The sequence below is a fragment of the Variovorax pasteuri genome, assembly GCF_051216435.1.
In the GTDB taxonomy this organism is placed as follows: domain Bacteria; phylum Pseudomonadota; class Gammaproteobacteria; order Burkholderiales; family Burkholderiaceae_C; genus Variovorax.
Genome location: NZ_JBPJZS010000005.1, coordinates 40,997 through 63,335, shown reverse-complemented (window position 1 = coordinate 63,335; position 22,339 = coordinate 40,997). Strand labels below are relative to the sequence as shown.

Annotated in this window: 20 protein-coding genes; 14 read left to right on the top strand and 6 right to left on the bottom strand. The window is 68.5% G+C overall.

Going from position 1 to position 22,339, the window contains the following annotated elements; genetic code table 11:
• The first annotated feature begins 55 nt into the window (after nt 1–55).
• The 12 genes from ACSFBM_RS19315 (at nt 56) to ACSFBM_RS19260 (ending at nt 13,379) form a co-directional block, all read left to right on the top strand.
• Nucleotides 56–2,446, top strand: a complete 2,391-nt coding sequence (locus tag ACSFBM_RS19315) for a DNA polymerase II (protein WP_435485803.1) — start codon at nt 56–58, stop codon at nt 2,444–2,446.
• Nucleotides 2,447–2,627: 181 nt separating this feature from the next.
• Nucleotides 2,628–3,659, top strand: a complete 1,032-nt coding sequence (locus tag ACSFBM_RS19310) for an ABC transporter substrate-binding protein (protein WP_435485802.1) — start codon at nt 2,628–2,630, stop codon at nt 3,657–3,659.
• A 4-nt stretch (nt 3,660–3,663) separates the two neighbouring features.
• Nucleotides 3,664–4,458 carry an ABC transporter ATP-binding protein gene (locus ACSFBM_RS19305; RefSeq protein WP_435485801.1) on the top strand — a complete coding sequence of 265 codons (795 nt, stop codon included), beginning with the start codon at nt 3,664–3,666 and terminating at the stop codon, nt 4,456–4,458.
• 10 nt (nt 4,459–4,468) lie between these two features.
• Complete coding sequence (locus tag ACSFBM_RS19300) at nt 4,469–5,317, top strand: ABC transporter permease (protein WP_435485800.1); 849 nt, start codon at nt 4,469–4,471, stop codon at nt 5,315–5,317.
• A 72-nt stretch (nt 5,318–5,389) separates the two neighbouring features.
• Nucleotides 5,390–6,772 carry an FAD-dependent oxidoreductase gene (locus ACSFBM_RS19295; protein WP_435485799.1) on the top strand — a complete coding sequence of 461 codons (1,383 nt, stop codon included), beginning with the start codon at nt 5,390–5,392 and terminating at the stop codon, nt 6,770–6,772.
• Nucleotides 6,769–7,932 (top strand): CaiB/BaiF CoA transferase family protein, encoded by a 1,164-nt coding sequence (locus ACSFBM_RS19290; RefSeq protein WP_435485798.1) that lies wholly within the window; start codon nt 6,769–6,771, stop codon nt 7,930–7,932. The genes ACSFBM_RS19295 and ACSFBM_RS19290 overlap by 4 nt, the downstream gene beginning before the upstream one ends.
• Nucleotides 7,929–8,705 (top strand): enoyl-CoA hydratase-related protein, encoded by a 777-nt coding sequence (locus ACSFBM_RS19285; protein ID WP_435485797.1) that lies wholly within the window; start codon nt 7,929–7,931, stop codon nt 8,703–8,705. The genes ACSFBM_RS19290 and ACSFBM_RS19285 overlap by 4 nt, the downstream gene beginning before the upstream one ends.
• Before the next feature lie 31 nt (nt 8,706–8,736).
• Complete coding sequence (fdxA, locus tag ACSFBM_RS19280; protein ID WP_435485796.1) at nt 8,737–9,066, top strand: ferredoxin; 330 nt, start codon at nt 8,737–8,739, stop codon at nt 9,064–9,066.
• Between the two features lie 27 nt (nt 9,067–9,093).
• Complete coding sequence (locus tag ACSFBM_RS19275; RefSeq protein ID WP_435440146.1) at nt 9,094–10,008, top strand: LysR family transcriptional regulator; 915 nt, start codon at nt 9,094–9,096, stop codon at nt 10,006–10,008.
• 97 nt (nt 10,009–10,105) lie between these two features.
• The gene (locus ACSFBM_RS19270) at nt 10,106–10,948 is read left to right on the top strand and encodes a MurR/RpiR family transcriptional regulator (protein WP_435485795.1); all 843 of its coding nucleotides are present in this window, start codon (nt 10,106–10,108) and stop codon (nt 10,946–10,948) included.
• A gap of 295 nt (nt 10,949–11,243) precedes the next feature.
• Nucleotides 11,244–12,698 carry an MFS transporter gene (locus ACSFBM_RS19265; RefSeq protein ID WP_435485794.1) on the top strand — a complete coding sequence of 485 codons (1,455 nt, stop codon included), beginning with the start codon at nt 11,244–11,246 and terminating at the stop codon, nt 12,696–12,698.
• Between the two features lie 21 nt (nt 12,699–12,719).
• Entirely contained in the window at nt 12,720–13,379 is a 660-nt protein-coding gene (locus ACSFBM_RS19260) for an aspartate/glutamate racemase family protein (protein ID WP_435485793.1), read from the top strand.
• Between the two features lie 59 nt (nt 13,380–13,438).
• Here ACSFBM_RS19260 and ACSFBM_RS19255 read toward each other — a convergent pair whose 3' ends face one another.
• Nucleotides 13,439–14,449 (bottom strand): CbrC family protein, encoded by a 1,011-nt coding sequence (locus tag ACSFBM_RS19255; protein WP_435485792.1) that lies wholly within the window; start codon nt 14,447–14,449, stop codon nt 13,439–13,441.
• A 130-nt stretch (nt 14,450–14,579) separates the two neighbouring features.
• Here ACSFBM_RS19255 and ACSFBM_RS19250 point away from each other — a divergent pair, with 130 nt between their 5' ends.
• Both ACSFBM_RS19250 and ACSFBM_RS19245 read left to right on the top strand, forming a co-directional pair.
• Nucleotides 14,580–15,482 carry a hypothetical protein gene (locus tag ACSFBM_RS19250; RefSeq protein ID WP_435485791.1) on the top strand — a complete coding sequence of 301 codons (903 nt, stop codon included), beginning with the start codon at nt 14,580–14,582 and terminating at the stop codon, nt 15,480–15,482.
• Nucleotides 15,479–16,495, top strand: coding sequence for a hypothetical protein (locus ACSFBM_RS19245; protein ID WP_435485790.1), 1,017 nt, complete (start codon nt 15,479–15,481; stop codon nt 16,493–16,495). Before ACSFBM_RS19250 ends, ACSFBM_RS19245 begins: the two co-directional genes overlap by 4 nt.
• On the opposite strand, the gene ACSFBM_RS19240 is transcribed toward ACSFBM_RS19245, so the two are convergent.
• From ACSFBM_RS19240 to ACSFBM_RS19220, 5 genes are all read right to left on the bottom strand, one after another.
• The gene (locus tag ACSFBM_RS19240; RefSeq protein WP_435485789.1) at nt 16,467–17,081 is read right to left on the bottom strand and encodes a nucleotidyltransferase family protein; all 615 of its coding nucleotides are present in this window, start codon (nt 17,079–17,081) and stop codon (nt 16,467–16,469) included. The two genes, ACSFBM_RS19245 and ACSFBM_RS19240, sit on opposite strands and share 29 nt — an antisense overlap.
• A gap of 72 nt (nt 17,082–17,153) precedes the next feature.
• Entirely contained in the window at nt 17,154–17,612 is a 459-nt protein-coding gene (locus ACSFBM_RS19235; RefSeq protein ID WP_435485788.1) for a RidA family protein, read from the bottom strand.
• A complete protein-coding gene (locus tag ACSFBM_RS19230; RefSeq protein WP_435485787.1) occupies nt 17,609–18,568 on the bottom strand; it encodes a transglutaminase family protein in 960 nt (319 codons plus the stop codon). The genes ACSFBM_RS19235 and ACSFBM_RS19230 overlap by 4 nt, the downstream gene beginning before the upstream one ends.
• Before the next feature lie 19 nt (nt 18,569–18,587).
• On the bottom strand, nt 18,588–19,409 hold the full coding sequence (locus tag ACSFBM_RS19225; RefSeq protein WP_435485786.1) for a basic amino acid ABC transporter substrate-binding protein: 822 nt from the start codon (nt 19,407–19,409) through the stop codon (nt 18,588–18,590).
• Nucleotides 19,410–19,531: 122 nt separating this feature from the next.
• Nucleotides 19,532–22,306: a circularly permuted type 2 ATP-grasp protein gene (locus ACSFBM_RS19220; RefSeq protein WP_435485785.1), complete on the bottom strand. Its 2,775-nt coding sequence runs from the start codon at nt 22,304–22,306 to the stop codon at nt 19,532–19,534.
• Nucleotides 22,307–22,339: the final 33 nt, after the last annotated feature.

Sequence of the window (22,339 nt, the reverse complement as noted above, 5' to 3'; positions counted from 1 at the left end):
AAAATCGGCCGTGCCCCAGCCCGCCCTTCCGCCTCATCCGACTCTTCAAGCTCTCGTGGCGTCCACCGAACTCAAGGGCTTCATCCTCACTCGCCATTGGCGCGATGCCCCGTCGGGCACCGAAATCGAGTACTGGCTGGCCACCGATGCGGGGCCGCTGAAAGTGCTCCTGACCGCCCGGAGCTCCGTCGCATTCGTCGCGACCCGGCACAGGGCGGCGGTGCAGGCGCAGCTCGCGGGCATGCCGGGCATGCAACTGCGCGAACTCGAACTGAAGACCTTCCACCAGGAACCCGTCGTCGGTGTCTATGCAATGCACTTCCGCCAGCTCGGTCGATTGGCGCGTGCCCTGCAGCCGCAGGGTATTCCGCTGCTCGAAGCCGACGTGCGTCCGCACGACCGCTACCTGATGGAGCGGTTCATCACCGCCGGCGTGCGGGTGGAAGGAGGGCGGGTCGACGGCGCCACCCTCATCGACTGCAAGCTCAAGCCCGCGCCCGAATTCAGGCCGGTATTGAAGGTGGTGTCGCTGGACATCGAGACGAGCCAGGACGAAGCGCTCTATTCCATTGCGCTGGACGGCACGCAGGAACGGGTGGTCTTCATGCTGGGCGAGCCGCCGCCCGAGCCGGCTGAATCGGCTGAGCCGGATGAGCCCACGGACTTCTCGCTCGTCTATTGCCCGACCCGCAAGGCCATGCTCGAGCGGCTCAACGACTGGTTCGAGCGCAACGACCCCGACGTCCTCATCGGCTGGAACGTCATCCAGTTCGACCTGCGCGTGCTGCAGAAGACAGCCGACGACTGCGGGGCGCCGCTCCTGCTGGGGCGTGAGCGGCGGCCTGTCGCGTGGCGCACCCATCCGGGCAAGCAGGGCTACCTGTTCGCGCCCATGCCCGGCCGGGTGGTCATCGACGGCATCGACGCACTCAAGGCCGCGGTGTGGAGCTTTCCTTCGTTCAGCCTGGAGACCGTGTCGCAAGCGCTGCTCGGCGAGGGCAAGTCCATCGGCGACGCGTACGACAAGATGGCCGAGATCGAGCGTCGCTACCAGCAGGACAAGCCCGCGCTCGCGCGCTACAACATCCGCGACTGCGAGCTGGTGCTGCGCATCTTCGAGAAGGCGAAGCTGCTGCAGTTCATGATGGAGCGCGCCCACGCCACCGGCCTGCAGGCCGACCACTTCGGCGGCTCCATTGCCGCGTTCAGCCACCACTACCTGCCGCGCATGCATCGCCTGGGCTACGTGGCGCCGAACGTGGGAGAGATCGCGAGCAAGGCCTATCCCGGCGGGTACGTGATGGACTCCAAGCCGGGCTTCTACGACTCGGTGGTGGTGCTGGACTACAAGAGCCTGTACCCCTCGATCATCCGCACCTTCCTGGTCGACCCGGTGGGCCTGATGGAAGGTGCGAACGCCAGCGATCCGGCGATGCGCGTCAAGGGGCCGGGAGGGACTGTCTTCTCCCGCGAGAAGCACTGCCTGCCGGAAATCGTGACCACGCTCTGGCTTGCCCGCGACGAGGCCAAGCGGGTCAGGAACGAGCCGCTGTCCCAGGCCCTGAAGCTGCTCATGAACTCCTTCGCGGGCGTGCTGGGTGCGGCCGAGTGCCGCTTCTTCAATCCCCAGCTGGTGTCCGCCGTCACCCTGCGGGGCCACGAGATGATGAAGCTCACGCGCGACTTCGTGGAGCGCCGGGGGTACGAGGTCATCTACGGCGACACCGACTCCATCTTCATCTGGCTCAGGCGCACCCATAGCAACGAGGAAGCGCACGCCGTCGCGGCCGACCTGGCGGGGGACATCAACGGCTGGTGGACGCGCACCCTGCGCGAGGAGCAGGGCCTGGAGAACCTGCTCGAGATCGAGTTCGACACCCACTACAGGAAATTCTTCATGCCCACCATCCGGGGCTCGGAGGTGGGCAGCAAGAAGCGCTACGCGGGCCTGAGCATGGATGCCTCGGGCAAGGAGGAGATGGTCTACCGCGGCCTGGAGATGGCCCGCAGCGACTGGACCCCGCTGGCGCGCCAGTTCCAGGAGGGACTGCTGTCGCGCATCTTCCAGGGCGAGCCGTACAAGGCGTTCGTGACCGACTATGCACGCGCTACGCTGGCTGGCGCCAAGGACGACCTGCTCATCTACAGGAAGCGCCTGCGCCACCCGCTCGATGCCTACCTGGTCAACGTGCCGCCGCAGGTGCGCGCCGCGCGCATCGCCGACGCGTACAACGCCAGTGTCGGGCGGCCCATGCAGTACCAGAGCGGCGGCTGGATTCAATACGTCATGACCCGCAACGGGCCCGAGCCGCTGGAAACGCGCCATTCCCGCATCGACTACGAGCACTACCTGAGCAAGCAGCTGCAACCGATCGCCGACGCCATCCTGCAGCCGATGGGCGAGAGCTTCGTGGCGTTGACGACCGCGCAGCAAGGTCTTTTCTAGCCGCGGGATTCACGTTTTCCCGCATGTGGTGCACGCCGGTGCGCCTCATGCACCGCGATGTCATTGGGGAAGCGCAAGGGGACCTATTTTTTAGTTCGCCCGTTGCGAAAAACGGTGCTTGGTGCGCTCGCCGCGCGCTCCTAGCATCCGTTCACCTCATCGCATCCACAAGGAATTCGCCATGGCCAATCTCCGGGACCCCGGTCGCCGAAGTCTCCTCAAGACGTCCCTCATCGCCGGCGGTCTCTCCGCCGGCGGCCTGCTCAGCGTCGACGCCTTCGCACAGGGCAAGGCGCGCATCAACATGCAGCTGGGCTGGATCGTGGGGGGCAACCAGATCGGCGAGGTGGTCGCCAAGCGCATGGGCTTCTACGAGCAGGAGGGCATCGACTTCGCGATCCAGCCGGGCGGCCCCAACATCGACGGCGTGGCCATCATCGCCTCGGGCCGCTACGAGGTCGGGCAGGTGTCGTCGAGCCCGTCGATCATGCTGGCCGTGTCGCAGGGCCTGCCGATCAAGTGCTTCGCGGTGGGCGCGCAGAAGCATCCGTACACCTACTTCTCACTCGCGAAGAACCCGGTGCGCAAGCCGGCCGACCTGGTCGGCAAGCGGGTGGGCATTCCATCGACGGCCGCCATCCTGCTGCGCGCGCTGCTCGCGAAGAACAAGATCGCCGAGAAGGACGTGAAGGTCGTCTCCATCGGCGCGGACATGTCGCCGCTGCTCACGGGCCAGGTCGACGTGGTGACGGGTTGGCTCACCAACACCACGGCCATCAAGGTGCTGGGCCCCGACATCGCCACGCTCACGCAGTGGGACGCGGGCGTGCGCCTCTATGCGCTGCCGTACTACGCATCGACCAAGACGCTGGAGACCCAGCCCAAGGTGATCGAGGCCTTCCTGCGCGCCACCGCCAAGGGCTGGCACCACGTGCGCGCCAACCGCGACCAGGCGGTGGACATGCTGGTGAAGGAGTACCCGAACCTCAAGCGCGAAGACGAGCGCGTGGCGGTCGACGTGATGCTCGAGTACGCCTTCGGCGGTGCCGCGCAGACGCAGGGCTGGGGCGCGATGGACCCGGCCGTGTGGCAGGAGCAGATCACCACCTATGCGGACCTGGGCCAGTTCACCGCGCGCACGCCGAAGGTGGACGACGTGATCTCGCTCGACCCGCTCAAGGCCACCGCCGCCGCGCGGGCGATGAAGGCCTGACACGATGGCCGCCGTTCTAGACACAGCCCGTTCACCCGCACCGGCCATCGCGTGCCGCGACATCGGCGTGCGCTTCTTCACCGAGCGCCGCGACGTCACCGCCATCCAGAGCCTGGACCTCGACGTGGCGCTCGGCGAATTCCTCACGCTGCTGGGCCCCTCGGGCTGCGGCAAGTCGACCTTTCTGCGCGTGGTGGCCGACCTGCTGCAACCCAACCGCGGCCGCATCGAGGTGCTGTCGTCCACGCCGCAGGCCGCGCGCAAGAACCGCGACATCGGCTTCGTGTTCCAGGATGCGGCGCTGCTGCCGTGGCGCACCGCGCTGCAGAACGTGGAGCTGCCGTTGCAGGTCGGCGGCGGCGCGAGCCGCAAGGGCCGCCGCTCGCCGCAGGAGCTGCTCGAGCTGGTGGGGCTGAAGGACCGCGCGCACGCCTTTCCGCACGAACTGTCGGGCGGCCAGCGCCAGCGCGTGTCGATTGCGCGCGCACTGGCCAGCGACCCGAAGATCCTGCTGATGGACGAGCCCTTCGGCGCGCTCGACGAGATCACGCGCGACCGGCTCAACGAAGAAATCCTGCGCGTGTGGCGCGAGACCGGCGTGACGATCCTCTTCGTCACCCACAGCATCCACGAGGCGGCCTTCCTCGGCCAGCGTGTGCTGATGCTGGCCGCCAACCCCGGGCGCGTGCGCGAGATCGTGCCCGTGGAGCTGCCCGCTGAACGCACCCTCGAGATGCGCGAGACCCCCGAATTCGTTCGCCTCACGAGCCATCTACGGCGCGTGCTGGAAACCTGCTGAGGCCGATGCCATGAACACACGCTCCCTCGACACCGCCGTGCCCGGTGCCTTTGCCGCACCGGTCGACCCCGAATACCAGGCCTGGGCCACCGCGCGGCAAAGGCGCCTGTGGCGCCGGCGCATCCTGCCGGCGCTGGGCATCGCCGGCCTTCTCTTCCTGTGGTGGGCCGTGATTGCCGTGTTCGACGTCAAGCCTTTCATCGCACCCACGCCGTGGGCCGTGCTGGAGACGCTCTACGCCAAGCGCGCCGTGCTGCTCGACAACCTGCTGCCCACCGCGATGGAGGCGGCCGGCGGCTTCGTGCTGGGCAACCTCGCGGCCATTGCGGTGGCCACGGTCTTCGTGCACAACAAGACGCTGCAGGACATCTTCTTTCCGGTGGTGCTGATGTTCAACGCCGTGCCGCTGGTGGCCAAGGCGCCGGTGCTGGTGCTCATCATGGGCAATGGCATGGAGCCGAAGATCACCATTGCCGCGCTGGTGTGCTTCTTTCCGACGCTGGTGAACATGGTGCGCGGGCTCGAGTCGGTCAACCCGCAGGCGATGGAGCTGATGCGCGTGCTGTCCGCCAGCAAGACCGAGATCTTCTTCCGGCTGCGGCTGCTGAATGCATTGCCCTACCTGTTCTCGGCCCTGCGCATCGCGGCGTCGATGTGCGTGATCGGTGCGGTGGTGGGCGAGTGGGTGGGTGCCACGGTGGGCATCGGCGCCATGATCCTGCAGGCCACCTTCAACTTCGATTCGCCGCTGCTGTACGCCGCGATCGTCATGAGCGCCACGCTGTCGGGCCTGTTCTTCCTGCTGGTCACGCTGGCGGAGAAGTGGGTCATCCGCTGGCAACCCGAGAGCGTGCACTGAGCGCTGCCGCACTTCCAACAGGCGGTGGCCCGCGTGCCGCCGCATCCCAACATTTCTAAAGGAGATAGTTCTATGAGCCGTATTGGCGACTGGATGCAGGAGCCCGCGCACGACGTGCGCGTGGCGGCCGAGTCGGACGTGGTGGTGGTCGGCGGCGGGCCCGCGGGCCAGGCCGCGGCACTGGCCGCCGCGCGCAACGGCGCGAGCGTGACGCTGCTGGAGCGCTACAACCACCTGGGCGGCCTGGCCTCGGGCGGCATGGTGCTGGTGCTGGACGACATGTGGGACAGCCACCAGCAGGAAATTTCGGTGCGCGGCATCTGCCTGGAGATGATCGAGCGCATGTCCGCGCTGGGCCTGGCCGAGTACCCGCGCCAGCAGGACTGGGGCACGCTGCCCGAGTCGGTGCGGCGCTGGAAGCGCTGGGGCACCTACGACTTCCACAGCAAGGAGAAGCCGCACCCCATCTGCTTCGCCGCCGCCTTCGACCCCGATGCGTGGAAGCGCACCTCGCTGGAGATGGTGCAGCAGGCCGGCATCGAGTTGCGGCTGCATTCGTGGTTCTCGCGCACGCTGGTGGAAGACGGCAAGGTCAAGGGCGTGGTCTGCGAGACCAAGGGCGGGCGCGAAGCCATCCTGGGCAAGGTGGTGATCGACACCACCGGCGACCTCGACGTGGCGGCCTCGGCCGGCGCGCCGCACATCAGCGGCAGCTACATCGTGACCACCGTGTTCCGCCTGGGCGCGGTCGACACCGAGGAGGCGGAGCGCTTCGAGCGCGAGGAGCCCGTGGCCTGGCAGGCGCTGGACCGGGAGATCAAGCACATGCTGGGCGGTGCGTGGGAGGCCTGGTGGCTCAAGACGCCGCTGCCGGGCGTGGTGTGGTGCAACTGTCCGCACATGCCGGGCCTGGACGGCCTGAAGGTGAGCGACCTGACGCGTGCCGAGGTGCAGGGCCGCGCCACCATCCACAAGGTGATCGAGTTCGTGCGCGCCAGGCTGCCGGGTTTTTCGAAGTGCACGCTGATCGACATGGCGCCGCAGACCGGCATCCGCCAGACGCGGCTGCTCGAAGGCGCCTACGTGATGACCAAGGAAGACGTGGCGCAGCGCACGCGCTTCGAGGACAGCGTGGCCCGTGGGCGCGACTACTACTACCCCTACCGCACGCTGCTGCCGCGCAGCGTCGAGAACCTGCTGGTCGCCGGGCGCCACTACTCGGCCACCTCGGCCGCGCAGAAGATCTCGCGCGAGATTCCGCCCTGCATGGCGATGGGCGAGGCCACGGGCACGGCCGCGGCGCTGGCGCTGAATGCCGGTGTGTCGGTGCGCGAGGTCGACATCGCGAAGCTGCAGAAGACGCTGCGCGCGCAGGGCGCAGACCCGGGCGACCAGAAGGGCCCCAATGCCGACGTGCCCGACATTGCGCGTTCGTTCACCCAGGAGGCTGCATGAGCACCGGTGCACTGCCGCTGGACGGCATTCGCGTGATCGACTTCACGCAAGTGATGATGGGCCCGGTCTGCACGCAGATGCTGGCCGACCATGGCGCCGACGTGATCAAGATCGAGCGCAAGGGCGCGGGCGACCTGAGCCGCTCGACCTTCGCGCCCGTGGCGGGCCACGACAACCCGATCTTCTGCAGCCTGAACCGCAACAAGCGCAGCGTGGAGATCGACCTGCGCGATGCGCAGCAGATGGAACTGGTGAAGGCGCTGATCGCCGGCGCCGACGTGGTCACCAACAACTTCCGCGCCGGCGTGATGGAGCGGCTGGGCCTGGGCTACGAAGACTGCAAGCGCCTGAACCCGCGCATCATTTATGCGGTGGGCACCGGCTTCGGCGAGACCGGCCCGTATGCCCACAAGGGCGGGCAGGACGTGCTCGCGCAGGCGCTTACCGGCGTGATGGCGCGCCGCGCCGACGCCTCGGTGCCGGTGTCGATCTACCCGACGGCGCTGGCCGACTACACCGCGGGCATGCACATGGTGCAGGGCATTCTGCTGGCGCTGCTGCAGCGTGAGCGCACGGGCGAGGGCCAGAAGATTTCCGTGTCGCTTTACAACTCCATGCTCGCCATGCAGATGCAGGAGGCAGCCATGGTGATGATGGAAGACTCCGAGGTGAACTGGGCCGCCATGCCGCTGTCGGGGGTGTTCGACACGCAGACCGGCCCGCTGGTGCTGGTGGGTGCTTTCAAGGCCAACCCGCTGCGCGACATCTGCACGGCGCTGGGGCTCGAAGACCTGTCGCTCGACGCGCGCTACGCCACGCTGAAGGCGCAGTTCGCTAACAAGACGGCACTGCATGCGATCTTTCACGAGCGCTTTGCCAGCGGCACGCGCGAGCACTGGCTCGCCAAGCTGGAGGAGCAGGACCTGCTCTCTGCGCCGGTGCGCGACATGCGCGAGGCACTCGTCGATCCGCAGACGCTGCACAACGCGATGATCCTGGAAGGCGGTTCGTCGCCCGGGCGCAAGCTCAGGTTCATCGCCAGCCCGATCCACATGTCGGGCGCCAAGGCCGGCCTGCGGCGCGACCCGCCCAAGCTGGGGCAGCACACCGAAGAGGTGCTGGCCGAAGCGCGCGCACTGATCGAGGAGACCGGGGCATGAGCGTTCTTTTCGAGGTTGTCGATCACGTCGCCACGGTCACCATCGACCGCCCCGACGTGCTCAATGCGGTGGACCTGCCGACCGAGGCCGAGCTGCAGCGCATCTGGTCCGAGATCGAAGCGCGCGACGACATCCGCGCGGTGGTGCTCACCGGCGCGGGCGAGCGCTCGTTCTGCGCGGGCGCGGACCTGAAGAACACCTCCAACCTCAAGGGCGTGGAGTACTGGGCCGCGGCGCGCCCCGGCGGCTTCGGCGGCATCGCGCTGCGCGAGACGCTGGACGTGCCGGTGATCGCGCGCGTCAACGGCTTCGCGCTGGGCGGCGGCTTCGAGATGGTGCTGGGTTGCGACATCGTCGTGGCCTGCGAGGAGGCCAGCTTCGGATTGCCCGAGCCGCTGGTGGGCCGGCTGCCGCTGGACGGCGGCATGCTGCTGCTGCAGCGGCAGATTCCCTACCGCCAGGCCATGGGCATGATGCTCACCGGCCAGCGCGTGAAGGCGCGGCGCGCGCTGGAGATGGGCCTGGTCAACGAGGTGGTGCCGCGCGCGGAGCTGGACACGACCGTGCACCGCTGGGTGCAGCATCTGCTGGCCTGCGCGCCGCTGTCGCTCAAGGCCATCAAGCAGGTGGTGCGCCGCACCGGCACGCTGTCGCCGGCCGAGGCGCACCGCATGCGGCTGCCGGCGCTGGTGGCGGCGCTGCAGTCGCAGGATGCCGACGAGGGCGTGCTGGCGTTCCAGCAGAAGCGCAAGCCGCAGTGGCTGGGCCGCTAGGGCTCGCCCGCCGTCACGAAGGCCCGATGCCATGCCCTACGTCATCACCGCCGCCTGCATCGACGTCAAGGACGGCGCCTGCGTCAAGTGCTGCCCGGTCGATTGCATCTACGAAGGCGAGCGCACTCTGTACATTCACCCGGATGAATGCATCGACTGCGGCGTTTGCGTGTCCGCCTGCCCCACCCAGGCCATCTACGAAGACCTTCGGCTGCCGCCCGAAATGGCGCACTTCACCGGCATCAACCGCGAGTTCTTCGCGGCGAACGTCAGCGGGCTCGGCTCGCCGGGCGGCGCCGACGCGAGGCGCGTGGCCTGCGACCACCCGGCCATTGCCGCGATGCCGCACACGCACGGTTGAGCGGCTGCAAGCGGGGAGGGCCGGCTGATGCATGCCAGCATCCTCAAATACTTCATCGAGGTCGCGAGCTGCGGTTCGGTGCGCAAGGCCTCCGAGCGGCTCTTCGTGGCTGCGAGCGCCGTCAACCGGCAGATCCACAAGCTGGAAGACGAGCTGGGCGTGGAGCTGTTCGACCGCATGCCCAACGGCCTGCGGCTCAACGCGGCCGGCGAGCGGCTGCTGAAGCATGCGCAGGAAACGCTGCACGAGTACCAGGTGATGCGCACCGAACTCGATGCGCTCAAGGGCGAGCGCACCGGCCACGTCAAGGTGGCGGCCATGGACTCGTTCTTCGAGGAGATGCTGCCCTCGGCGGTGGAAGACTTTCTGCAGGTGTTCCCGGCCGTGACGTACACCATCACCGCGGTGCAGCCGATGGACGTGGCGCAGATGGTGATGTCGGGCCAGGTCGACGTGGGCATGACCTTCGTGAGCCGGCTGCCGGGCGGCGTGGCGGCGGTGGCGCTGGCCAACCTGCCGATCGGCGTGGTGATGCCGCCGGGTCATCCGCTGGCCAACCATGCGCGCGTGTCGCTGAAGGAATGCGCGCGCTATCCGTTCCTGCGCTCCAGCTCGCACCCGGTCATCAGCGCGGCGCTGTCGCCCGAGTTCGCCGCGTTCTGGGACGACATGGAACCGGCCGCCACCTGCAATTCGACACCGATGCTCAAGCGGCTGATCATGGCCGGCAAGGGCATCTCGTGCTTCTCGAAGATCGCCTTCATCGACGACCTGAAGCGCGGCGACCTGATCTGGCGGCCCTTCGAGCTGCCGGCGCTCGACCAGCTGCAGGTCGGCATCGTGGTGCCCTCGCAGCGCGTGCTGCCGCACGTGACGCAGAACTTCGTCGGGCGCATGGCGCGGCGTCTGACGCAACTGGAGATCGCGGCCGCTGCGGTCTGAAACCGGATGGCGGGCACACCGCAATCCTGCTGTCAGCGCGCAAAGGCGGATGAAATGCGGCGTGCACGCCATGGCATCATGGCGTGCCCCAACCGCCATGCCTCCACCCACCGACTCCTTCGTTCGCCGCGTGCGCAGCCAGCTCGACCAGCTGTCCGCCACGGAGCGCCAGCTTGCCGACTTCGTGCTGGAGTTTCCGGGCGAGCTGGCGAGCTATGCGGGCAACGAGCTGGCGGAGCTTGCCGGCGTGTCGCCCTCCACGGTGAGCCGCTTCATTCGCCGCCTCGGGTACGAGACCTACGAGGAAGCCCGCCGCCAGGTCCGCGAAGAAAAGCAGACCGGCTCGCCGCTGTTCCAGACCGCCACGCAGGCGTCCAAGCGAGGCCACCTGGTGGCCACGCACTTCCAGCAATCGCAGGCCAACCTGGCCAGCACCTTCGACCGGCTCGACGACCGGCAGATGGCCGAAATCGTCAAGGCGATCATCGGCGCGAACCAGGTGCTGATCTTCGGCAGCCGCAGCAGCCATGCCTTTGCGCAGTACCTGCGCTGGCAGATCATTCAGGTGGTGCCGCGCGTGACGGCGATTCCGGGACCGGGGGAAACACTGTCCGAGCACGTGGCCGCGCTGGGCATGCGCGACTGCGTCATCGTCTTCGGCATGCGCCGGCAGACGCGGCAGATGGCCATGCTGCTGGAGGCCTCGAGCCGCATCGGCGCGCGCATTCTCTACATCAGCGACCAGGCATCGCCCGACTTTGCCGGCGCCACCTGGTCGCTGCAGTGCGATTGCCGCGGCCCGGGCCTGCTGGACAACCACACGGCGGTGATGGGCGTGTGCGACCTGCTTGCCACGATGGTGATCGAGGCCTCCGGCTCCGCCGGCCGCAAGCGGCTGGCCGCCATCGAGCTCGGCCACGAGGAAAGCGGCGAGCTCTGAGCCGGCGCTGAGCCGCACCGGCGCGGCTCGATCTTCCGCCGGCTCCGCGCACCCGGCGCACTTCAACAGTGCGCAGCCGTTTGCCGACGGTGCATCTCGCACGACATTGCCTTCGCGGCGGCGCCAAAACCCGGGCACGCTGCTTGCTTGTTGCCGTGCATCACTGAAATATGAATTTCACAAAAGCCAACTAGGTGAAATCCATATGCCACGCCGAAGGAGTCGCCGATAGCATGCGACACGCGATTCCGGACGGCACCGAGCAAGCACTTCTTCCTTTCCCAAGGAGTTTTCCATGGCTGGACCTGCACTTTCATCCGGGCCCGACTCGCCCCGGGTCGCCGAGCTCGACCGTGCGCTCGACAAGATCGGCGTCACGCGGTCGCACCACACGATCATCTTCCTGATCCTGATCGGTTGCCTGTTTGACAGCTTCGAGCAGAACGCCGTCGGCATCGTGGGGCCCATGCTGCGCGCGCAGTGGGGCTTGAGCGCATCGGACATCGGCCTGCTCAACACCGTGACCTTCGCCTGCGCGGCCGTCGGGCGCATCGTCTCCGGGTTCATTGCCGACCGGTACGGGCGCCGCGTGATGCTCTCGATCGACCTGTTGCTGTTCACGCTGGGGGCGGGCGTGTGCGCGATGGCGCCGAACTTCGCCGTGATGGCGCTGGGTCGTGCCATCGTCGGCTTCGGCCTGGGCGGGGAGATTGCCATCGCGGTGACGATGCTGGCCGAGTTCTGTTCCACCAAGTTCCGCGGCACCGCGGTCGGGCTGGTGAACGTCGGCGCCGGCGGGCTCGGCAACTTTCTGGCGCCGGGCTTCGGGTTGCTGGTGTTCTGGATGTTCCCCGGCGACAACGCGTGGCGCTGGCTGTTCGCCTGCCTGATGGTGCCGGCGCTGCTGGGTGCGTTCTACCGTCGCTACATTCCAGAGACGCCGCGTTTCCTGCTGTCTCAGGGCCGGGTGAAGGAAGTCAACTCGGTGCTGTCGCGGCTGGCGTCGGGCCGGCTGTCGGCCAGGAACGTGCCGCAGCAGCAGTACATCACCGACGACGGCACCATGGCGCAGGCCGCGAAGGTCAAGGTGCGCGTGACCGAGATCTTTCGCGGTGCGCTGGCGCGCCGCACCATTCCGCTGTGCATCACCATCTGGATGACCTACGGCGCGCAGATCTCGGTGCTCACGCTGATGCCGACCATCCTCGTCGCGCTGGGCTACAGCATGTCGAAGAGCCTGCTTTTCACGATGGTGATGCAGGGCGGCAGCCTGCTGGGCGCCATTGCGGCCTCGCTGCTGGGCTTTCACTTTCCGCGCAAGCGCGTGCTGACGGCCGGCGCGGTGTGCGCCTGCCTCGCGGCCCTGACCATCGGCTTCGTGGCGAAGAGCATCGTCGTGATCCTGATCGCGGGTGCGGTGTTCCAGTTCTTCGTGCTGCTGCTGAACACCACCATCTGGATCTTTGCGCCCGAGCTGTACCCGACGCGCGTGCGCGCCTTCGGCACCGCGTTCATTCTGGCCACGGGCACTGCCGCGGGGGCGCTGATGCCGCTCGTGGCCGGACGCCTGTTCGACGCCTTCGGCCTCGTCGGCGTGTTCGGACTGGCCGCCGGCATGTACGCGGTGTTCGTGATCAGCGTGCAGAGCGTGCCGGAAACCTACGGCCAGTCGCCCGACGCGCTGCCGCTGCCAGGCGAAGGCCCGGCCACCGGCACCGCTTCGGCTGCCAAGGCCGCACAGCCAGGCTGAACTCTTCAGAAAGCGCCACGCATGACGGACATCCTGCTCATCAACCCCAACTCGTCGGCGGCCACCACCGAGATGATGGTGAAGATCGCCAACGGCGAGGCGCCGGCCGGGTGCCGCGTGACCGGTCGCACTGCCGCCGGCGGTCCGTCGATGATCGTCAACGAGCGCGAACTCGAAGCCGCGGCCGGGGAGGTGCTCAAGGTGTGGCACGAGGCCGGTCGCACACGCTGGAGCGGCGTGATCGTCAGCGCCTTCGGCGACCCGGGCATCGATCTGGTGCGCGCGAACGCGCGGGTGCCGGTCGTCGGCATCGCGGAGGCGTCGATGCGCGAGGCGAGCCAGGGGCATCGGCGCTTCGGCATCGCCACCGTCACGCCCGACCTGGTGGCGCCCATCGAGCAGCGCGCGCGCGTGCTGGGGCTGCTCGGCCTGTACACCGGCATCCGGCTGACGCAGGGTGACCCGCGCGAACTGGCGGCCGATGCGCATGCGCTGGAAGAAGCGCTGGCAGGCGCCGTGCAACGCTGTGTGGACGAAGACGGTGCGCAGGCCGTGATCATCGGCGGCGGGCCCTTGGGCCAGGCCGCGCTCGCGCTGGCGCCCCGCTTCCATGTGCCGGTGATCGCACCGATTTCGGCCGCCATGCGGCAGCTGTGTGCGCGGCTCGAAGTCGCGTCCTGAACACCAGGCGCCGTTCGTTGGCGTCAACGTGCCGTCGAGGCACCGGTCGCGCTCACGCGTCAGCTGTGGTCGACATAGCCACCCAGCCGGCCGCAGTGCAGGCAGCCGAAGACGAACACGGCGATGCCGCGCTTGCGCGACGGCGTGTCGAGCAGCCATTGCCAACCGGTGTCGCCGCCGAGGTCCGCTTCGTCGCAGGTGGCGCGCACGAAGTCGCTGGCCGCCTCCGACGCGAGCAGGGCACGGTCGACATGCTCGATCTCGCCGAGAAAGCGGCCGGCGTCGTTGCAGTGTGCCCACCACTGCTCTTGCTGGTAGCTGAAGAAGCTGGGCGTGCGTTGCGACACCTCGGCCAGCACGGCGGCGGGCAGCTCGGCCTCGCCCATGCCGATGGACGCCGCGTCGTTGAACTCGCCGTCGAACTTTGCCGCGGCCGAACCGTCGGCGATGCACCACGGGCAGAAGTTCGATGTGTCGTCCACCGCGTAGAAGCTGCCGCCGTAGATGTAGCCCGTGGCCTTGCCGCAGCATGCGCAAGCCTCGCCCGACGTGCGCAGCACGCCCGACGCGAAGGGGTCGGCGTGGTAGCGGAACTCGGGCAGCGCACGCGCGGGGTCGGGCTGCACGGCCTCAGGTACGCGGGCCTGGTCGATGGCGGCCCGCAGGTCGGCTGCATACGGCTCGCACCACGTGCCGGCGAACGCGTTGAACATGAAGATTTCTTCAGCCACCACGCCCGTCGCCTCGTCGCGCAGCACGAACAGCTGCTGCAAGAGCGTGTAGTCGTGCGCGATGCTGATGCCGTTGCGCGCAAAGCGCGCGTCCTTCAGCGCCAGCTTGGTGTAGTGCGCGATGTCTTCGCCGGTGCGCTTCATCTGCTTGCGGTCGGTGGCGTCGAAGACCGGGTGCAACTGCCATTCGCCGTCGCTGCGGCGCGGGTCGCCGAAGGTGCCGCCGTTGGAAGCGGCATAGCAGGCCTTGAGAACCGGCGGCAGCTCGACGCCGAGCTTTTGTTCGAGTGCATGGAGTGCGCTGTCGGGCGCGGGCGGTGGCGGACGGTATCGGGACATGGCGATGAAGGGTTGCTGACAAAGGTGTTTGTACCGCCTTCTAGAATCCGACCCCCGGCGGCTGCGCGCTGCCGGCTCGGAGCGCAACGCTCCCTTCCCGCTTTTCTCTTTTCTCTCTTTTTTCTTTTCGATGCCTTCCAGATTCCGACTCGCTTTTTCCTCTGCTTTCCTGGTTCTTTCACTCTCCTCGCTGGGCACCGCCGCAGCGGCCGAGCCCATTGCGTTCCTGAACGCTGGCGGCCAAGCTGAGGGCATGCAGGTGCCCGCATTGGACCGTGCCGTGGTGCGCTTCGCGGGCATGGCGTCGGGCTCGTACTTCTGGCAAGAAGGCCTCGTGGCCGAACAGCTGATCGACGGCTTGGCCACCGCCATGCACCGCAAGGAACTCGCGTTGCCCGGTGACCGTCGTTTGCTGTCGTCCTACCGCCGGATGAATGGCGGCGCCGAGCGTGCCGCCGTGCTGGTCGACGACCGCAGCGGCGAAGTGCTGGCCGCCGCGCTGGCGCATCGCGGCTGCGGCGCCGCGCCGACCTGCCGCGGCGACGACCAGCATGCGGAACTGGTGGTGTTCCTGCGTCCCGGCGTCGATCGCGCCGAGGCGCAGCCGCTGCTGACGTGGAGCACCCAGGTGCCCAAGGACGACCTGGTCTCCGGCGAGGACGAGAAGATCGTGCGCACCGACTACGTCACGCTGGACGCCGCGCACACCGCGGCCCGTCCGGCGAAGCGGCCCAAGGGCTTTGCGGCGCAGGTGCCGCTGTACCCGAACGCGCAGCTCCACAGCACCTACCAGCAGATGGTGAGCAACGCCAAGGCGGGCCGCGTGATGCGCCTGCAGACCACCGACAGCCAGGAACAGGTGATTGCCTTCTACAAGCAGCTGTCGCCGCCGCTCAAGGACTTCGTGTCCCACGTGAACGGCCCCACGGGCTTCATCGCGGGCAGCAGCAAGGGCGTGGCCTTTGTTGTCAATCTGACGCACGGGCGCCGCATGCCCGCTGTCACCAACATCGAAGTGGAACTCTCCGAATGAACGCACGGATTGCAAAAACCATCGTCGCGTCGCTGCTGCTGGCCGGCGCGCTCGGCGCGCAAGCACAAGGCGCGCAACCCGATGCCTCGGGGGCCGTCACCACCGAGTTGCCTGCGCCGCCGCTGCGCTTGAGCGAGCAGCCGGGCATTCGCGCTGCGGTGGTCGCGATGGTCGGCTATGCGCGCGGCAGCTACACCGACCCCGACAGCCTCATTGCGCAACAGGTGCTCGAGGGCATGCGCTCCAGGCACGACATCACGCGCACGGTGTGGCCCGACGGCCGCAAGGTGATCGCGTCCGTCAACGGCGGCGACCACGGCGAGAAACGCGCCGCGATGCTGATCGACGCCGAAGGCAAGCTGCTGGCGCTCGGCTTGGTCAACGGCCATTGCAAGGCGGCGGCGGAGCGCGACAAGCCGGACGTGTGCAACCCGGCACCGCAGACCGTGCTGTCGATCTTCCAGCCGGCCGGCGCCAAGCAGGCAGACGCCGCGCCGCTGGTCGTCTGGGGCAAGACGCTGCCGGCCTTCCTGGCGGCCATGGCCGAGAGCGACGACCCGGCAAAGGCCGCGGACGCGCAGAAGATCGCCAGCGTCGAGTACATCGCGGGCCAGCCCGATGTGCCGGGCTGGCGCAAGGATGAATTGCCGCCGGGCTTTCCGGCGTCGTTGCACCAGCTGCTGGTGCAGGCGGGCGAAGTGAACAGCACGGCCAGCGGCGGCAAGATCGTGCGGCCCAAGGCGCTCGCGGGCAAGCCGATGCGAACCGACTACCAGCGCTCGCAACGCAACGAGCCGCAGCTGCCCGACGCCGAAGTCACGCTGCGCAGCTACGCCGAACTCGGCGCGCTGGTCGACACCTACCGCGAACTCACCAAGGGCGCGAGCCCGGAGCAGGAGGGCCGCGAAATCGTCTTCAACGGCACCGATGGCGCCGGCCGCTACAGCGTTCGCTTGCGCGATGCGAAAGAGACTGGCGTGTTCATCACGGTGGCGAGCTGGAAGCGCAAGTAATCGCGCTATCTGTGTGCGCGGCCTCGGGCTGGACGACCTGGAGCCATGGCCAGCGGGCCTGGTAGTCGCCGGCCTTCTTGAGAAACAGCTCGCGCATCGGCAGCAGCGGGTTCATGCGCAGGATGCCCGCGGCCAGGTCGTCGAGCCCGTCGGGCGCATAGAGCGTCTCGTCGGCCAGGTCGATGCCGACGCGGGTGCATGCAATGAGGTAGCGGTCGATGCCGTCGCGCGCGGACCGCAGCTGCGGGTAGGGCGACTTGAAGCGCGCTTCGTACCAGAGGTGAACGCGCGCCTGGTTCTTCACCTCGACGGTCGCGCCCAGGTCGGCCACGGCGTGCTGCACGCGGCGGATGACGGCGTCTTCGGCGTTCCACGACAGGTCGGTGTCGTCGAAGTAGAAGACGTCGTAGTCCTTCACGCCCCAGCCGGGCGGTTTGCCGCAGCGATGGTTCCATGTCGCCTGGAAGAGGCTGCCGGCGGTGAGGAAACCCTGGGGCAGGCCGAGGCCGGGCAGGCGCGAGAGCAGGGCGGCGTTGACCGGGTCCTGCCTGGCCTGCGCAATGAACTGGGTGGGGGTCGATGTCATGGCTTCAAATGAAAAGAGGCCTGACGACCACCGCCGTCAGGCCTCGAATGTGGGTTGCCGCCCGGGGCGGAATCAGCCCACTTCGGCGATCAGCTCGATTTCCACGCAGGCACCCATCGGGATCTGCGCCACGCCGAAGGCGCTGCGGGCATGCGCGCCCTTTTCGGGGCCGAACACTTCGGCGAAGAATTCGCTCGCGCCGTTGGTCACGAGGTGCTGTTCGGTGAAGGTGCCGACCGAGTTCACCAGGCTCATCACCTTGACGATGCGCGTGACCTTGTTCAGGTCGCCCACGGCCGCGTGCAGCGTGCCCAGCAGGTCGATGGCAATGGCGCGCGCGGCCTGCTTGCCTTCGTCGGTGGTGATGCTGGCGCCGAGCTGGCCGGCCCAGACCTTGCCGTCCTTCTTGGCGATGTGGCCCGACAGGAACACGAGGTTGCCGGTGCGCACGAAGGGCACGTAGGCCGCGGCGGGCGCCGAGACCGGGGGAAGGGTGATGCCGAGGCTGGAAAGTTTGTCGTAAACGCTCATGGAGATTCCTTGTCTTGAGAAAGTGATTGTGTCCGGGTTTGCGCCAGCGCCTCGACCACTTCCCCCACGGGCTGCACGGTCACACCGACGCTCAGCGTGTGCCGGGCGCCGCCATGGAGTACACCGCGCATCGGTGACACGTCGGAGTAGTCGCGGCCGATGGCCAGGGTGACGTAGTCCTCGCCGGGCTGGCGGCCGTTGGTGGGGTCGAAGTCGGCCCAACCGCCGGGGCTGCCGTTGCCCTCGCCGGGCAGGTACACCGACACCCATGCGTGCGAGGCGTCGGCGCCCACCAGCCGGGGCTGGCCGGGCGGCGGCTGCGTGAGCAGGTAGCCGCTCACATAGCGCGCCGGCAGGCCCAGGGTGCGGAAGCACGCGATCATGATGTGGGCGAAGTCCTGGCACACGCCCTTGCGCTGGGCGAGCGCCTCGACGGCGGGGGTGTTGATCTCGGTGCTGTCGGCGTCGTAGGCGAAGTCTTCGTACATGCGCTCGGTGAGGTCCATCGCCACGTCGAAGGTGGGGCGCCCGGGCACGAAGCTGGCGCGCGCGTAGGCCGCGAAGTCGTCGTGGCGCGGCACGTAGGGCGACGGAAAGACGAACTCCGAGGCCGCGTCGAAGGTGGCGTCCTTGCGAAAGCGAAAGCGCTCGCGCACCGTCTCCCAGGGCAGATCGCGCGCGACGGCCGGCGACAGCACGGGCACCGAGGTCTCGACCACGCTCTCGGCCGTGACCACGAGCCGGTCGTGCGTGGACTCGAGCGCGAAGAAGGCGCGCGTGTTGCCGTAGAGGTCGGGCCGCTCGCCGCGCTGCGCGGGCGGCGGCTCGATGGCGAGCTTGTGGCTCACGAGGCGCTGCGAATCGGTGGCCAGCGGCTTCAGGTGGGCGAGGTGCTGCGCCGTTTCGACCGGCGGCGCGTACTCGTAGCGCGTTTCGTGGGTGACGTGGAGCAGCATGGCGCGTGGTGTGTGTGGATTACTTCGACTCGGCACCGAAGTGCGCGGCGTAGATCTTGGCGTAGGTGCCGTCGGTGCGGATGCCTTCGAGGCCCTGGTTGATCTTGGCGAGCAGCTCGGCATTGCCCTTCTTCACCGCAATGCCGTACTTCTCGACCGGAAAGCCCGCATCGCTCACGGTCTTGAAGCCGCCTGCGCTGTTGTTGGCGAGGTAGTGCACCACCACGCCGTTGTCGGCCACCACCGCCTGCACGCCGCCGGCTTCGAGTTCCTTCAGCGCGAGCGGCGTGGACTCGAAGCGCTTGATGGCGGTGTTCGACTTGCCCAGCAGCTTGCCGACCACTTCGTCGCCGGTGGTGCCGTTCTGCACGCCCACCGTGAGCGTCTTGAGGTCGTCGAACTTCGCCACGGGCGAATCGCTCTTCACGGCGATGAGCTGCTTCGCGTCGAAATACGGCTGCGAGAAGTCCATGGTCTGGCGGCGCTCGTCGGTGATGGTGATGGCCGACACCAGCAGGTCGCGGTCGCCCTGGTCGAGCGCATTGAAGATGCCTTCCCACGGCGTGTTCACGAACTTGACCTCGATGCCGGCCTTTTGCGCCACGGCCTTCACCACGTCGATGTCGAAGCCCACGATCTCGCCCTTGTCGTTCTGCGACTCGAAGGGCGTGTAGGCGGCGTCGGTGCCGACCACGAGCACGCGGGCGGGAGCGGCGGCCGGTGCTGCGCTCGAGGCCGCGGGCGTGGCGGGCTCCTGCTTGCCGCAGCCGGCGATTGCGAGCGCCATGCACAGGCCCGAGGCGGCCAGTGCGAAGCGGCGGTTGATGGCGGTGCAGCGCATGCGCGTCTCCTTGAATTTATCGTGGAACGCCGCGGAACCGGCTTTGCCGGGCCGCAGGCGTTGCCCCCGGCGAGGGGCGGTGCGAAGCGACACGAAGTGCGCGAAGCATGGGGAGTGCCCGTTCAAGCGCCTACGGAGCGCAGCGATTCCGAAGTCAGCGTGAAGTAGCGTGTGCCGATGGCGTCCGACACATGGTAGGCGGCACTCTCGCAGTTGGCGAGCAGCTCCAGAAGCGCCGGGTGGTTCGCGTCGGGTCCGGCGGCGCAGAGGTGCTCCAGCGTCCAGCTTGCCGGGTCGGGCAGTTCGTAGGACAGCGCGGTGAGCTTGCCCGGCGCGCTGCCGGCCAGCCGCGCGATGCGCCCGCGCAGTGTCTGCGTGACCCAGGCGAGCGAGCGCGGGTTCTCGGCGTCGAGCACCAGCAGGTCGACCATGGTGGCGACGTCGCGGCGCTGCTGGTAGCGCGCATGGAAGGTGATGGTGCTGTCGAACAGCGCCACCATGGCTTCGAAGCCGCTCACCTCGTGCACGGCGCCGTTCTCGAAACCGGCCTCCAGCGCGTTCGACAGGAAGCCCAGTCGCTCGATGTGGCGCCCGATGGACAGCAGCCGCCAGGCGTCGTCGCGCGTCATGCGGTCGGTCTGCGCGCCGGTCATCGCGGCCAGCGCGGTGCTGGCGGATTCGAGCGCGCGCAGCGCGGCGCTGGTGGCAAAGCTGCCTTCGCCGGCCTGCTCGGCGGCGCGGCGCAAAAATTCGGTCTCGGCGCGAACGATCTGGTTCCAGTTGTCCTGCGAAAGGCGCTCGCGCACGGCGGCGGCCGCCTCGCGGATGCAGCGCAGGCTGTAGCCAACGCTGCCGCCATGCGCCACGTCGCCCAGCTCGGCCACGAGCGCGCGTTCGAACACGCGGCGCGACTTGGGCGCGCTCGGCGCCTCGGCCGGCACCAGCGCGTTGCGCAGCGCCATGCGGTGCAGCCATTCGAGCAGCGGGCGCGAGGACTGGTCTTCGCCGCCCAGCAGGTTGAGCGTGAGGCGTGCCAGGCGCACCGCGTTCTCGGCGCGCTCGGTGTAGCGGCCGAGCCAGAACATGTTTTCCGCCGCGCGGCTGGTGACGGGCGCGCGGTGCCGCGCGAGCGAGGCCGGCGTGGCGTGCGGCTGCAGCAGGGTGGTGCGGTCGACTTCGCCATGCGTTTGCACCCACACGTCGGCACTGCTGCCGCCGCGCTGCATGGAGGCGATCTGCGCGTCGGGCCCCGCGAGCCGGGCGAGGCCGCCGGGCAGCACGCGCCACGACTGCGCACCATCGCTCACCGCGAACACGCGCAGCAGCATCGCACGCGGCGCGATGTGGCCCGGGCCCATGTCGTTGGCCCAGGTGGGCATCTGCGACAGCGGCAGGTAGCCCTGCACGGTGTGCACGTCGCCCTCGCGCACGATGCGCCCGGCCCATTCGTCGAGCTCGCGTCGGCCGAGCTGGCTGCCGAGCACGGCGTCGAAGCTGGCGCGGCCTTCGAAGCCGGGGTAGGTGGGCTTGATGGCGCAGTCGCCGAGCTGCGGCAGCACGGCCTCGAGCGCGGCGCGCTCGCCGCACCACCAGGTGGGCAGCGCGGGCAGCTTGAGCTTTTCACCGATCAGGCGGCGCGCCAGCCCGGGCAGGAAGCCCAGCAGGGCCGGCGATTCGAGGAAGGCCGAGCCGGGCATGTTGGCCACCAGCACGTTGCCGGCGCGAATGGCCTGCAGCAGGCCGGGCACGCCGAGAGTGGAGTCGGGGCGCAGCTCCAGCGGATCGAGGTACTGGTCGTCGAGTCGCTTGATGAGGCCGTGCACCGGGCGCAGGCCCTGCAGGGTCTTCAGGTACAGCCGCTGGTCGCGCACGGTGAGGTCGTTGCCCTCGACCAGCGTGATGCCCAGGTAGCGTGCCAGGTAGGCGTGCTCGAAGTAGGTTTCGTTGTACGGGCCGGGCGTGAGCAGCGCGATGTGCGGCGGCACGCCGGCCGGGCACATGCGCTGCAGCCCTTCCATCATGGCGCTGTAGGTGGCCGCCAGGCGCTGCACGTGCAGCGCCTCGAAGGCCTGCGGAAACTGCCGCGTGATGGCCAGGCGGTTCTCGAGCAGGTAGCCCAGGCCCGACGGCGCCTGCGTGCGCTGCGACACCACCCACCAGTTGCCGTCGGGACCGCGCGCCAGGTCGAAGGCCGTGATATGCAGCCAGGTGTCGCCGGGCGGCTTCACGCCGTGCAGCGCGCGCAGGTAGCCGGGGTGGCCGCTCACCAGTGCCGGCGGAATGAGCCCTTCGGCCAGCAGCTGCTGCGGGCCGTAGACGTCGGCCATCACGCGGTCGAGCACACGCACGCGCTGGAGCACGCCGGCCTCGATCTGGCTCCAGCTCTCGGGCGAGACGATCAGCGGGAACAGGTCGAGCGACCAGGGCCGCTGCGGGCCGTTGGCGTCGGCGTAGACGTTGTAGGTGACGCCGTTGTCGCGGATCTGGCGCTCGAGGCTGACGGCGCGCCGTGGCAGGTCGTTGAAGCCGCCCGGGCCCAGTTGCTCGAAGAAGGCATTCCAGGCGGGCGTGAGCGGCGGTTGTTCGCCGGACGGGCCTTGTGACTGAGACTGGGACTGCGACTGGGATTGCGACGACTGCGTTTGAGACTGCGATTGCGACAGGGGCAGCGGCGCGGCCGGCATGACCGGGCGTTCCGCCGCGGCGTCGTACAGCAGCGGGGCGGCGGCAGGAGCGGGCGCCGCTCCGGGCGCCGGCCGCGCGGGCACGGCCGGCGTGGCCTTGCCGCGCAGTTCGTCGAAGTGGCCGGGCAGCGCGGCCGGGGCGAGCGCCGACGCCAGGGCCGCTGGAAAGTCCAGTGCCTGGGCGTCGAACAGGGATTCGTTCAAAGGTTCCACAGGAGGGGGATTGTCACACCGCCGTCACGGGGT